We start from the raw sequence: 13,466 nt of genomic DNA, 5'->3' as shown, positions 1-13,466 counted from the left end.
ATAAGTGTCATGCATTTCATTGGTCACAGGGATTCTCCGCATCTCTACCCTTAGACGATAACCTGTCTAATATATATGTCTGATTATTCACAATAATACAATATTAACTAAAAGTTGGCAATGAGATTTCATTTTTTTTACAAAACAATAATATCCGAAATCCCTTTGACGATTGAAATTTCCATAAAAAAATACAGCTGCGATAGCTGTATTAGAATGGACGTATGCTAAAAGTTACCCTTTAAAAATTCCTGATATTCTACTGACTGTTGTATGGTCTTGGTCCTATCTTTCTATATTTTCTTTTAGGCACATTTCCATTTTAGGCATCCTTCATCCTCCCTAAAGTTAGTATGGGGAGTTGTCAAAATACTATACTTTGTGGAGGAAACCTAAAATAACAACAGTTGAAGCTCCCTCATCACTTCCAGCTGCAACCTTTATTTAATCTTCTTTTTCCTCGTTTTTCTTCCGCATCTTCGGCAGGCTCATGGCTTTAATCTCCCGTTCTTCAAAGAAATTTCCAATCCTCGTCATGATGAACGTGACGAGGGTGGCGAAGATGACAATCGAATAAAACCCTGCTCCAATTCCGATTCCGACGCCCCCCACGTAGAAAATCATCGCAGCGGAAGTGAGTCCCTTCACCCGCAGTCCATCTTTCAGGATCACTCCTGCACCTAAGAATCCGAGCCCTGATACGATCTGGGCAGCCAGACGGAAGGGATCCATCATTTTTCCGCTATCCGGCTGACTGAGCATCTCTGCGCCTTCAATCGATACGATAGTGATCAACGTACATGCCACTGACACATACGTATATGTTTTTAATCCAGCGGGCTTGTTCTTCGCGGACCGGTCCCATCCGATGACGAATCCCAATACCGCACTCACCACGATCCGGAAATAAATATCATGCTGCCAGAAAAAGTCCGCTAGTTCATTTATGTAATGTAGCATGTCGGCCTCCTCCTTAAATGAAAAAGAGACCTCTCCACAAAACGAATGCTGGATTTCTTCACCTACTGTGAAAAAATCATATTGTTCGCTGCATGGGTATCTCATCTTTTCTTTCTACCAAGTGGCAATCTTAAAATATTCTTTACATCGTACACCACTTATTTCTTGATTTCAATCTTATTTCTAACACAATTGAAAGACTTAGACTCTACTCTCATTATTCTCTCCTTAAAATACAGCAAAAATAAGCGTATCCTTCCATTCTGAATACCCTAAGATGTCATTCTAAACGTGCCTCTTTTCCGGACAGTCTTAAATCCTATACGTTCATAAAGCTTTATGGCCCCGGGATTATTTTGGTTCACGTGGAGGACGACGGATTTCATACCATCTTGTCGGAGGTCTTCTAAGCATTTGCAAATCAATACAGCAGCGATCCCTTTTCCCCGCCACTCCGGAATCACACCCACTTGAATGATATACCCGATTGTATCAGTCTCCTGATCGGTTGCAATGAACCCTACCGCCTGGTCTTGAACTTTGGGTAAGTCTGCTGATCGATCTATTTGGAGACTGTGATCACCTAATACTTAAATGGATGAACATTAACACCCTATTTGACAAATAACAAACACTTTTATATTATGTTTATAAACTAACAAACATATTTTAAATTCGTTTACACAATAATAATTAATCTGTTGAAGATAAAAAGAATAGGACGTGTTAAGGAATGGAGCTTTCCGACTTGTTTTGGAGTGCCTCTTTGGAAGAAATGAAAAGGGGTTTTATAGAAGAAGAAGATTCCTATATTTGTCTTATGTGCGGAGAGATCATTGAAAAAGGCATGGTCTATCCTAACGAAGATAAATTTTACCTAGCAGAAAAATATATGGGTGTTCACATTGAACGTACGCACCTATCTGTATTTGATTATTTAATTGGAATGGATAAAAAGCTCACGGGTCTTACCGATCACCAAAAACGTTTATTGACCCTCTTTTATCAAGGGAAAAATGACAAAGAAATCAAAGAAGAATTGGAAATCGGAAGTGCGTCCACGATCCGTCATCACCGGTTTGCTTTAAAAGAAAAGGAGCGTCAAGCCAAGACCTTCCTGACCATGATGGAATTGCTAAAAGAAAAAGACGATAATGCGCCGACGTTTGTCCCTGTTCATAAAACAGCCACCATGGTGGACGACCGGTACAATATTACACAGACCGAACAAGATCAAATCGTGAAGAAGTACTTCTCTGACGGAGTAATGTCGAAATTTCCCCCAAAGGAAAAGCAAAGGCTGGTCATTCTTCGTGAGATTTCGAAACAGTTAAAGAAAGACGATATGTACGATGAAAAAGAATTAAATCAAATATTAAAAGGCATTTATAACGATTATGTGCTCATCCGAAGATATCTCATTGAATATGGGTTTATAGACCGTAAATCCGACGGAAGCAAGTACTGGTTAAAGAAGTAAAGAACTAACAGGAGGTCTAAACCATGGATCGTAAAAGAGAGTTAAAACAACAGTATAAAGAAACACCGGTTGAAGCAGGTGTCTTTCAAATCTCGAATCAGCAAAACAATAAAATCTATATCGGAAGGACGAAAAACTTGAAGACCCTGAATGGGATCAAGTTCATGCTCGAAAACAATGGATTCACCACCAGCAAAGCGTTACAAACCGAATGGAACCAGTACGGGAAAGACGCATTTACATTCGAGCTGTTGGAAAAACTGAAAAAGAATGATGATCCATTTGTCACTGAAAAAGAAGCTCTGGATGAGCTGGAAGAAAAGTGGTTGGAGAAACTGCAACCGTATGGAGAACGAGGATATAATCAGAAATAGGTACGGTTATCACCATACAATCAGCCATGAAAAACGATCAGAATTTTTTAGCTATGAGCATTCAACATTCTCAAGACAAAATAAGGGCTTATCCAATCTTGGATAAGCCCTAAAATGGTTATGTTAATCACACGCCTACAAATATCCTTATGCTGTCACCATCAATCTCGACTGCCTTCATGCTTTCTCTTTTCTCAAACATCATGCTTTTTATTAAGAGGCTGCTTTGCAGTAAATCTTCGAACTGCTCCACTACCTCTTTCATTGAATCATCGACATCCAGCACAAGATTCACACGCTCTTCCACAGCAAGATTCAATTCTTTTCTGTATTGCTGTACGGCGCGAACAAGCTCCCGGGCTTTCCCTTCTTTCCGCAGTTCCTCTGTGATGGTTGTATCCAGGAAAACACTGAAGGTTGTGTTTGAAGCCATTTCCAAACCTTTATGTGTTTTTTTATGAACGAGGAGATCATCTTTCTCGACTGATACCTTTTCCCCGGTTGGAGACTCAAAGTCAAGATGCCCTTGTTCTACAACCTTGCTTGCTTCTTCATGATCTAACGATTGTAAATGTTTCTGCACAAGCCCTACCAACTTACCGAGTTTCGGGCCGGCAGTCGGGAAGTTCAGCTTTAATTCATATTGCACGGAATCTCCTGCTTGGTCCTGCAATTGTACATTCTTTACATTGATTTCATCTTGAATGATATATTCATACTTTTTAAGTAATTCCGTATCATCCTTCGCTCCCACTACCGTAAGCATGGATAGAGGCTGCTTTGTTTTGATATTCGTCGTATTACGGGCAGATCGGGCAAGTTCGACTACTTGTAAGACGCGATCCATTTCCGTTTCCAAAGCTCGATTGATGTCTTCTTGATTTACTTTTGGGAAATCGGACAGATGGACGCTCATATTGGTTAAGTTCATGTGGATATCTTCTGCGATAAACGGTGTAAATGGAGCCAGCAATCGGCTAACATTTACTAATACCTTATTTAATGTATGGTAAGCAGCCAGTTTATCTTCATTCAGCCCTTCGCTCCAGAAGCGTTCACGTGATCTGCGGATATACCAATTGCTCACCTGATCAACCAGGATGGATAGTTCCCTTGCCCCAGCGGTAAAATCATAATTATCCAGATGGTCAGTTACGTTTTCAATGACCGAATTCAATCGGGATAACACCCATTTATCGAGAAGAGATGGATTTCCATGCCCGTGTTGATCAGGATCGAACCCATCAATCACTGCATACAGGGTGTAAAAGGAATGAACGTTATTCAGTGTGTCGACCAGTTTCGATTTTGCCTGGCTGACTACGTTTTCTGAGAAGCGTTTATTATTCCAAGGGGCACTATCTGCAAGCAATGCCCATCTGAGAGCATCTGCCCCAAACTTTTCAACGAGATCCATTGGATTGATGACATTCCCTTTACTTTTAGACATTTTACGTCCGTCTTCATCCAGTATGTGCCCGAGTGATAAAACACGCTTATATGGAGCTTTCCCTGTGAAGAGGGAGGAAACCGTCAACAGGCTGTAGAACCAGCCCCTCGTTTGGTCCACTCCTTCGGCAATCACATCTGCAGGGAATTGCTGACGAAATAAATCTTTATTCTCAAAGGGATAATGATACTGTGCAAACGGCATTGAACCACTGTCAAACCAGACATCGATGACTTCTTTCGTCCTGTTCATTTCATGGGAACAGGACGGACATTCCACGATGACTTCATCGACATATGGTTTATGAAGTTCAAGATTGTCCTTCCAACCCCTGATCGCATGTTCTTTTAGATCCTGGATGCTTCCCGGGACATACTGATGATCACATTCCCCGCAAACCCAAACGTTCAGTGGTGTTCCCCAATAACGATTCCTTCCCAGGTTCCAATCAACCATATTTTCAAGGAATTTCCCAAATCTTCCTTCTCTCATATGATCCGGATACCACTCGACGGATTGGTTGTTCTTTAAGATGGTCTCTTTTATGGCCGTTGTCTTGATGAACCAGCCTTCCATTGCATAATAGAGGAGTGGTGAGTCACAGCGCCAGCAGTGTGGATAGCTGTGTTCATACTTCTCCTTGGAAAAGAGAAGATTACTATCCGAAAGCATCTTGATGATCTTCACGTCGCTGTCCTTTGTGAATTCTCCTGCAAGAGGCTCGAATTCGTTGGTATAACAGCCTTTTTCATCGACAATATTGACAAAATCCAATCCACTTTCCTTGATTGCATTGTAATCATCTTCACCGTGAGCGGGAGCCAGGTGAACAATCCCGGTTCCGCTGTCATCGGTCACAAACGATGCCGAAATCACTTCATGCCCCCTTGCAAGCGTGAGATAGTTGAACGGCGGTTGATACGAAATCCCTACAAATTCGTGCCCTTTATGCTCACTGACCAATTCGAAGTCGTCTCTCAACACATCGTTTACAAGGTTCTTTGCCAGGATATACGTCTCTTCTCCCCGTTTGGCTTTCACGTAATCCACGTCTTTATGGACGGCGAGCGCCACATTGGCAGGAAGCGTCCAAGGTGTTGTCGTCCACCCTAGAAAGTATTCATGCTCTTTTCCTTCCACCTTAAATTTAGCTGTCGCGGATAAATCTTTTACATCCTTATATCCTTGAGCTACCTCATGGGAACTGAGGGAGGTTTGGCAGCTCGGGCAATAAGGAGCGACCCGATGCCCTTGATAGAGCAACCCTTTCTCATGGATCTTTGAAAGAATGTGCCAGACACTTTCGATATAATCATTCTGAAGGGTTACATAGGGATCATCCATATCAACCCAGTATCCGATTGCCTCCGTAAAGGTGCGCCACTGCTTCTCATAATCGAAAACACTCTTTTTACATTCATCAATGAATTTCTCAACACCGTATTCCTCGATTTCTTGTTTACCGGACACGCCGATTTTCTTTTCGACGCCCAATTCCACCGGGAGACCGTGTGTGTCCCAGCCTGCCTTACGTTTGACTTGATATCCACGCATGGTCTGATACCTTGCGACAAAATCTTTGATCACACGCCCCAGAACGTGACCGGCATGCGGTAGCCCATTGGCAGTAGGAGGTCCTTCATAGAAGACGAACGACTTTTGCCCTTCTCGGTTTGTCACTGACTTTTCAAAAATATGATTAGAATTCCAGAAATCCTGGATCCGTTGCTCTCTTTCGACCGACTTTTCGTTTACATTCACCTTTTTCATGTCATCACACCTCTATTTTTTTGTAAATAAAAAAACCCGCCCCTAACCAATGTTAGGGACGAGTTGTAACCCGCGATACCACCCTGATTCTATCCATAAACTCGATTTCAAGTTTATTTGACAGCGCTCATTCAACGTACAATCATACGCGTTCCTTTTAACGGCGGAAACCCGTCAAAGCTTAAGAAGTCTTCAGCTTTGCTTCTCGGAGAGGATATTCAATATGATCTGAACGTTGACTTCCACCCAATCGTCAACTCTCTGTAGAACAGATTCCATACCTACTCGTTCTCGTCATGGAATGTAAGTGATCCAATATATGTTACAACAAATGTAAATGATACATGTTAAATTTGTCAATACTAAATACTGTTATTATTTTACAATACACCATCCATTTATTCACCACTCATCATTAACAACGCAAGTGATCGTACCCGGCTAAGGTGAAACCTGCATATGTCGGTCATCACTAATCCGTTAGATCTGAGGGTCACCTTAATTAATCCTGTATCGGCAACACCGTAGAATCCTTAATCTCCCTCAACGCCAAGCTCGTTTGAATCTTCGTAATCCCCATTTCATTCAGCCTTCTGATAAAGAGCTCCAGCCCCTTGCGATCCTTGCATGCCACTTTTAGGAGATAATCATATTCCCCAGTCAAACAATGACATTCCAGGACTTCTTCCATTGATTCCAATGTCTCCTCCACTGCTTCCAGTTTTTCTGTTCGATGTTCATTCGTACTCATAAATACAAAGCATAATAAGTCAAAGCCCAGTTTTTCATGGTTTAAAATCGCTACCTGCTTTTTGATATATCCTTCCATTTCCAACCGTTTGATTCTTGCGTGTACGGCTGGTGCTGATAAATTGACCCGCTTTGACAGTTCCAGATTACTAAGTTGCCCATCCTTTTGTAGCAAATCCAAAAGCTTGAGATCCATTTGGTCCAAAACCCTGCTTACAATCGATTCCATTCTCCATCCACCCTTTTCAATTGTTCCAAAAACCACTGGTAAAACGATGTATATATGAATTTTTATATCCTTAGAATCTATCACACTTTCAATTATTTTGAATAATTCTCATTATACAAGATGTTCTTTTGTATTTTTAGTAAAATGTTAAAATTATTCTTATAGGAAATGTCATTGTGCACAATGGCTCTTTGAAAAGGGGCTGAATGACGTGAAATATTATTATCTGTTGTTACTGACAAGTCTTCTCTGGGGAGGCAATTTCATTGTAGGGAAAACCCTTGTGGAACATGCATCCCCAGGAACGTTGACCATATTAAGATGGGCAATCGCCATCGTATGCCTGTTCCCGATTGTCTGGTGGAAAGAAAAAAAGCTGGTTCCACCCATTCAATCGATATTGCCGTTATTTTTCATGGGCCTGACAGGGGTAGCCCTTTTTCAGGCACTGCAATTCATGGCTTTGGAAAAAACCTCTGCCACCAATGTGGGCTTGATTTCCACGTTAAATATGTTCTCCATTGCTGGTATCTCTTTTATTTTTCTGAAGGAAAAGATGAACGCATTTCAACTGTTAACCATGTTCATCTCGCTCTTTGGCGTCTTGCTTGTCCTATCAAAAGGGAACGTAGAGATGGTCTATTCCTTGCAATTTAATGAAGGGGATCTCTATATGCTGGCTGCGGTTGTGATGTGGGGAATTTATTCCGTTTGCAGTAAGTGGGCAATGAAATCCGTCACTCCCATGATGTCTATTTTATACTCCGGACTATTTGGTCTTCTCATCCTTCTTCCTTTTAATCTTTCTACGTTCCGAGTGACCAATGTTGATGCTTCTTTCGTCCAGTCAATCTTATATACCGGCGTTATTTCCACGGTTGTCTGCATGGTCTTATGGAATATCGGAGTGAATAACCTGGGGCCAAGTACATCAGGATTGTTCTTGAACTTCAACCCTGTATTCACAGCCTTATTGGCCTTCGTCTTTTTGGGAGAAAAGATGAATGTGCTTCAAGCTGTCGGCAGTGTCATTGTCATAGCAGGATGTGTGTTGTTCTCCCTATTCAAATCCAAGCCTGGTATCATCAAAGAAAAGGGGAGCGAAGTCCCTGCAAAGATGTTATCAAGTGAACCTGCAAAGACTTCATAAAAAGAAGCAGTGCCGATTATTTAGCACTGCTTCTTTTCATACCGGATATTAAGACACCTCTTATGAACCAAAAAGCCCGGTAAACACTCCTTTTATAAAATACAAACATTTCGTTTTTTCACTTTGTGACCCTGTTTAAATATTTCTTAATCTGTTCAGCAAAAATCAGATTGACTGTTAAGACACAACAATAGAAAACATAAGAATAGGATGTCTTCCACGTTTTAAATTGAAAAACGTCAAAGTACTTAGCTGAAATCCATTCGAGCACAACAAGAAAGAAGCCATACAATATAATATAAACAACCTTACTCGGCTTCCATTTTCGATAGAAGTGAATGAAAAGGATGATCGGGATGGGGTATACCACTATTTGCAGTATGGAGTCAAAAAATTCCCCATGCCCATAATCGAGTGTGTCGTAAAAATCCAGTGGTGGTTCTGCCAGGATTCGATCTCCTATTGTACCAAGTAAAATGTTAAAAACAAACAAAGCAATGATTTCTGTTTGGAGTAGGTGTGGCTCCAGATGATGGACCAATACCAAACTACACACGCATAGGACAACAATAATAAGGACAAAAATCTCATTTTTATCGAACGTTTTAGGTGTCAGAGGCTCTAGAATCTTCAGTATATTAGTCAACAAAAACGAGCTCCTTTTTTAAGATAAAGGCAAAACGAACCATAAAAATATAAGCAACTAGAAGAATTCCAGCTGTGATACATACATCTACTATTGGATACCATCCAGCAGTCTCAGATTTTAACACCCCTATTTGTAATAAAAAATATTTTGATCCAATATCGATCCCCATCCAGACCATGGCAATCATAAGTTTAAAAAACGTTGGTATCTTTGAACGAAAGAAATACAATACCCACATTAATAAGAGCGGTAGTAATAACCCATAATGAAGATAACTTACTACTCTGGGAATGATCTCTTCTTTAACGGAAAGTCGATCAAATGAAGAAAAGATTTTGAAATTGATGTGTTGGCATAAAGAGGAATTAACTAAACTGAGGATTAATACTTCGATCGCCCTGAATCTTTTGAATAAACCCTTTAGAGAGTACAACAATACGAGTGAAAATAATGCCGTGAATAAGATCAGTATCATCTTCCTGCTCACCCCTTCACGTATTATACTTCCCGCTTTTTTTGCTTTTTATTGTTGTGAATGTGATTCTCTATCAACTAAAAAAAGAGGGAGAATAACGAAGAGATCACCTCTGATCTTTTCAGTTATTTCCCTTCCTGTATAAGACTTCTTCATGATGAACCATCTGGATTAACTAATTCGGCTATCATTTCTTTATTCGTCTTCAACAAGCTCTCCGGAAGATCGTTTCGAATGCTCTTCAATCCAAAATAATATGTATCGGGTGTATCTTGAAGCAAACGGTAATGAAACTTTATATCTTTGCCCGAAAGGCTGCTGACTAATTCTTCAATAAAACGAGATTTTGTCATCATATCGACAGCACCAAGGTGAAAAACTCCTTTAAGTTTATGGAGGATGATGTATTTCAGCTGTTTTGCGAGTATTTCATCCGTTAGATGATTACACTCTAGATTGCTGTATACATCGATCGAATTATTCTCAATTCCACTTCTGATTTGATCCAATCTCGGTGACTTCTTCCCCCAAATTTGCGGTATTCGTATCATAACCGCACGTTCCTTTAAAACTTCCTGCAACATATTTTCACACTCAATTTTGAACTGTCCATAAGGTGATGCAGCGTTAGGAATGTCTTCTTCTGAATGATGCTTCGTGAAATCCCCATCGAACACATTGGCCGTTGAAAAATAATAGAGTACGCTTTCTGTGTTTTCGATTTCCAATGCCAGCTCTTTATGAAATTCAACCTGTTGATCGAAATCACCTCTTAGACATGAAATGATGCTATCGGGTTTGATGGACTGAACGATTTCTTTCATCTTATCCATATCGCTGATCTCTAATTGAAATTGCTTTTCTTCAGGAAGATCTACTGGTCTGGTTGCATACGTCCCATATACATCAAAGGAATCTTTGCACTCTTCCACCAACGCTTTCCCCACTAATCCGCTTGCGCCGAACAGGAGTAGTTTCCTCATGTAACATCCCTCCATTCACAGAAATTCTATTCTCACTTTGATTCTTATTCTACTAAACTCCTGTGAAAACCCTTTAAATGCCCAATAAAAAAACGCAATCTTCTTAATTGCGTTTTCCGTGAGGACCATCACCTTTTAAAATATAGGAACATAATAAGGAAAATAATTAAACCAATAAATAAAAGATAACCCATCCCCATGCTGTATACGAAATAAACCTTAACGTGAAGGATGATCCGGATGATATGAAAGATAAGGATGCAAAAGAGCAATAAAATGACGATATTCACATTTCTATCTCTATTTCGATACATAGAATCAGCCCCAATCCAGAGCTTAGTACAAAATGGAACTTGTACCAACAGTCTTTCTATATACCTATTTTGCCTTCGACCTTATTATTCATGGAATCTCCTTTTTCACTTCCTTTGTTCGTTAACTTTCTCATTATTTCCTACAATCCAAGCCATTGCCAATACGGCCCCTGCCACTCACTTCTATAGCTAATTTGTAATTCAAATCCAAAAAGGATTATTCCGTTAACCAATCATAGGTTAGCAAATGTTTTCATTTTTCATCTTAGACACTATCTTCTTCAGTTCCACCAGATCATCTATGATGTAATCCGCCTGAGCAAGTTCTGCTTCCTGGGCAAAATCGAAGCGGCATCCGATTGAAATCAGATGATTGTCTTTAGCGGCATTGATATCCGAGAGACGGTCTCCCACCACTGCGCCGTTCGTTATGTCATATTTGTCGATAATCGTTTTCACGAGATCACCTTTATCCAGCGTTGGAATCTGTTGGATACTGAATGTTTCGGTGACCCAACGATCTAATTGATAATAGTTCACAATAGCCTGCAAATATTCTGTTAAGCCATTACTTGCTATGTAAATCGAAATATCATTCTCTTTTAAATAACTGAAAACCCCTATTACGTTTGGGTACAAAGCACCCCTGCCCTTCTCAATGTTATGGATTAGACTTTCAAGAAAATAAGTATCTGTTTGTTCCCTCATCTTTAGAGAATGATCAGGCAGTAAGGCTTCCCATACTTTCGGGAGGGGAACACCCATTATGTCGCGGTATTGATCTATTGGCGTCAGAGTATCCCATAAATTTCGGGATCGTAAATGGTCAAATGTATCTTCCAGTGATAATTCCAAAATTCTGTCTGTTTGAAATAGAGTCCCATCCATGTCGAAAATGATTGTTTGTACCATTGTCTTCTCTCCTTGTTTCTCTTATCACTACCAATTATTTCAAATCACAACCACTTTCACAAGAAACATTTTCAAAAAAAGAAACTAAGTCCCATTCGTTTTTCTTGATTTTATACTATTGGTACATCAAATTAATTGTTAGTATTAAAAGGTATCGTTTTATTCAGGGGAGAGCTTTATGAGGAATAAAAAAAGGATAATCACTCTAACCGTTATGTTGATAATTGTCGTCTTATTTATCTTAAATAATGTGGTTGCTACAAGTTCAACAACAGCTATCGTTACAGTATTGAAGAAGAATTATGTAGAAGAACAAGAAGAAGCTTTTATGATAGTAATTCCTCCTTTTGGGGATCAGTCCAGCGAGTTTTGGAAGGACACAAAAACTAAAATACATATAAAAGATCCTATGGTATGGAATTTAATTGAAGAAGATCAAACTTACCTGGTGCACTATGATAACAAAAAGAGTGGGGTGAGTACCTTAACTCACATAGAAAATATTGATGATAAACATGCGATACAACTTCAATAATATCGTAATTTCTTAGACTGAAGGATTCGTAGTTTGTTAATGGCAGGTGCACGAATGCTAAACAAGGCAATAGCCCGGCTATTGCCTTGTTCGTTCAATAACATAGTATTTCATTTTCCACGTGATTTTAGTTTTGCTATATCTTCAACCCATAAAAATATAAGGAAAATGGCAAACAAAACAATCAAAGAGATATTATTTAAATCATAAAAATAATTAATAGTAAAAACAACCAACAAATAAATCGTTGCAATTAATTTCCTTATCATTAAGACACCTCAGAAAATAAACAGTTTCTTATCCCAAAAGTAGTAAGATACAGCTATATTAGACTTCAACCAGCATATTCTAATCATTCAATCCCTTACCATCAAGAATATGCTCCATATATTTTTCAATCCTCGACTCGCGGGTTTTGGATTGTTTGGCTTTAGAGAAATAAAGAATGTAGGCTCGTTGCCTTCCTGGCGTCAATTCTTCAAAAGCCGTCTTCAAGGCAGGGACTTCGTCGAATTTAGTTTGAAGTTCTTCAGGGATGGTGTATTCTTCCGTCTTTTTTAATTCCACTTGCAAACCGGCTTTTTCCACTTCAATGGCTTCCTGGATATACGCTTTCAAGATTGGCTTCATTTCTATGATTTCTTGAACATTCGTGAACCGGATCTGGCGCGCTGCCTGCACATTCTCCGTTTGTTGGATGAGAATCCCGTGGGGGTCCTTCAACAGAGCCCCTTTGTGAAACAGAAGCGCACAATAGTCTTTAAATCCATGCATTAACACGATGTTTTTACCTTCTAGCGTGTAACAAGGATGCATCCACTTGATTTCTTCGTCCAGCTCCTCAAAGCCAAGAAGGATGCTTCTCAACCTCTCAAATTCTTCCTTCCACGTCTTGGTTTTTTTTATAAATCCATCCACCTTACGATTCGGCTTTATCATCATGGAACACTCCTTCTTATATGAACTCTAAGTGTTATCTACTTCCGCCAAAAGCCCGTGTATTCTGCTTTATCCTGAATATTATATGTAATCATATCCTCAAGCAATTTGTAATCCACAGGGTCTTTCCACTTAATTCGAAACAAGCCCTTGGTTGCACTGTAGCCGGATTGTTCAATCCTTTCGGCAAACTCTGTCATGGTTACCGCCTCAGGTGCAACGCTTACATGATGCTTCGCTGCGTCAATACCGATGATAAATGTGCCGTGATCGGTAAACATAGGGGTATTCCATTTCATCACTGGTTCCATTTGCGGGAATTTCTCCATAACCCACGTCAGGATTTCTTCCAATCGATTGCGATGGTCGGGATTATCGATACTTGCTAAATATGGTGCAAAAACGTCCATCTTGTTCCCTCCTACTTTAAAATGATGCCGTTCAAGATAAACCTTATCTGATTTCAACTATATAATTTCCAGCGGGGATAGTCAAA

The 13,466-nt window shown here is 39.8% G+C and carries 14 protein-coding genes and 1 other annotated feature; of the genes, 4 read left to right on the top strand and 10 right to left on the bottom strand.

Going from position 1 to position 13,466, the window contains the following annotated elements; translation table 11 throughout:
• Positions 1 to 444: 444 nt before the first annotated feature.
• Both F0342_RS17625 and F0342_RS25735 read right to left on the bottom strand, forming a co-directional pair.
• The gene (locus F0342_RS17625) at positions 445 to 960 is read right to left on the bottom strand and encodes an MgtC/SapB family protein (protein WP_149157156.1); all 516 of its coding nucleotides are present in this window, start codon (positions 958 to 960) and stop codon (positions 445 to 447) included.
• Between the two features lie 272 nt (positions 961 to 1,232).
• Complete coding sequence (locus F0342_RS25735) at positions 1,233 to 1,526, bottom strand: GNAT family N-acetyltransferase (RefSeq protein WP_149157251.1); 294 nt, start codon at positions 1,524 to 1,526, stop codon at positions 1,233 to 1,235.
• A 167-nt stretch (positions 1,527 to 1,693) separates the two neighbouring features.
• On the opposite strand from F0342_RS25735, the gene F0342_RS17615 reads away from it, so the two are divergent.
• Complete coding sequence (locus tag F0342_RS17615) at positions 1,694 to 2,440, top strand: DUF2087 domain-containing protein (RefSeq protein ID WP_149157155.1); 747 nt, start codon at positions 1,694 to 1,696, stop codon at positions 2,438 to 2,440.
• Positions 2,441 to 2,463: 23 nt separating this feature from the next.
• A complete protein-coding gene (locus tag F0342_RS17610) occupies positions 2,464 to 2,814 on the top strand; it encodes a GIY-YIG nuclease family protein (RefSeq protein WP_149157154.1) in 351 nt (116 codons plus the stop codon).
• A gap of 127 nt (positions 2,815 to 2,941) precedes the next feature.
• Here the strand turns inward: F0342_RS17610 and ileS are convergent, their stop codons facing one another.
• Together ileS and F0342_RS17600 are read right to left on the bottom strand one after the other, a co-directional pair.
• On the bottom strand, positions 2,942 to 6,034 hold the full coding sequence (gene ileS, locus F0342_RS17605; RefSeq protein WP_149157153.1) for an isoleucine--tRNA ligase: 3,093 nt from the start codon (positions 6,032 to 6,034) through the stop codon (positions 2,942 to 2,944).
• A gap of 51 nt (positions 6,035 to 6,085) precedes the next feature.
• Positions 6,086 to 6,341, bottom strand: a binding site (T-box leader).
• Positions 6,342 to 6,536: 195 nt separating this feature from the next.
• Positions 6,537 to 7,013: an Lrp/AsnC family transcriptional regulator gene (locus F0342_RS17600; protein WP_149157152.1), complete on the bottom strand. Its 477-nt coding sequence runs from the start codon at positions 7,011 to 7,013 to the stop codon at positions 6,537 to 6,539.
• A 211-nt stretch (positions 7,014 to 7,224) separates the two neighbouring features.
• On the opposite strand from F0342_RS17600, the gene F0342_RS17595 reads away from it, so the two are divergent.
• Positions 7,225 to 8,163, top strand: coding sequence for a DMT family transporter (locus F0342_RS17595; RefSeq protein WP_149157151.1), 939 nt, complete (start codon positions 7,225 to 7,227; stop codon positions 8,161 to 8,163).
• A gap of 118 nt (positions 8,164 to 8,281) precedes the next feature.
• On the opposite strand, the gene F0342_RS17590 is transcribed toward F0342_RS17595, so the two are convergent.
• From F0342_RS17590 to F0342_RS17575, 4 genes are all read right to left on the bottom strand, one after another.
• Positions 8,282 to 8,809, bottom strand: coding sequence for a hypothetical protein (locus F0342_RS17590; protein WP_149157150.1), 528 nt, complete (start codon positions 8,807 to 8,809; stop codon positions 8,282 to 8,284).
• Positions 8,802 to 9,287, bottom strand: a complete 486-nt coding sequence (locus F0342_RS17585) for a hypothetical protein (protein WP_149157149.1) — start codon at positions 9,285 to 9,287, stop codon at positions 8,802 to 8,804. Before F0342_RS17585 ends, F0342_RS17590 begins: the two co-directional genes overlap by 8 nt.
• 152 nt (positions 9,288 to 9,439) lie before the next feature.
• Positions 9,440 to 10,270 carry a sugar nucleotide-binding protein gene (locus tag F0342_RS17580; protein WP_149157148.1) on the bottom strand — a complete coding sequence of 277 codons (831 nt, stop codon included), beginning with the start codon at positions 10,268 to 10,270 and terminating at the stop codon, positions 9,440 to 9,442.
• 554 nt (positions 10,271 to 10,824) lie between these two features.
• A complete protein-coding gene (locus F0342_RS17575) occupies positions 10,825 to 11,496 on the bottom strand; it encodes an HAD family hydrolase (protein WP_149157147.1) in 672 nt (223 codons plus the stop codon).
• A gap of 178 nt (positions 11,497 to 11,674) precedes the next feature.
• Between F0342_RS17575 and F0342_RS17570 the strand changes: the two genes are divergently transcribed.
• Complete coding sequence (locus tag F0342_RS17570) at positions 11,675 to 12,031, top strand: hypothetical protein (RefSeq protein ID WP_149157146.1); 357 nt, start codon at positions 11,675 to 11,677, stop codon at positions 12,029 to 12,031.
• Between the two features lie 348 nt (positions 12,032 to 12,379).
• Here the strand turns inward: F0342_RS17570 and F0342_RS17565 are convergent, their stop codons facing one another.
• On the bottom strand, positions 12,380 to 12,970 hold the full coding sequence (locus F0342_RS17565) for a YdeI/OmpD-associated family protein (RefSeq protein ID WP_149157145.1): 591 nt from the start codon (positions 12,968 to 12,970) through the stop codon (positions 12,380 to 12,382).
• Between the two features lie 38 nt (positions 12,971 to 13,008).
• Positions 13,009 to 13,380 (bottom strand): iron chaperone, encoded by a 372-nt coding sequence (locus tag F0342_RS17560; RefSeq protein WP_149157144.1) that lies wholly within the window; start codon positions 13,378 to 13,380, stop codon positions 13,009 to 13,011.
• Positions 13,381 to 13,466: the final 86 nt, after the last annotated feature.

Origin of the sequence: Bacillus sp. CH30_1T, assembly GCF_008364765.1 — a bacterium.
Lineage (GTDB): Bacteria > Bacillota > Bacilli > Bacillales > Bacillaceae_B > Rossellomorea.
Note: the sequence above shows the minus strand (reverse complement) of the source record. Positions and strands in the feature narration are given on the sequence as shown.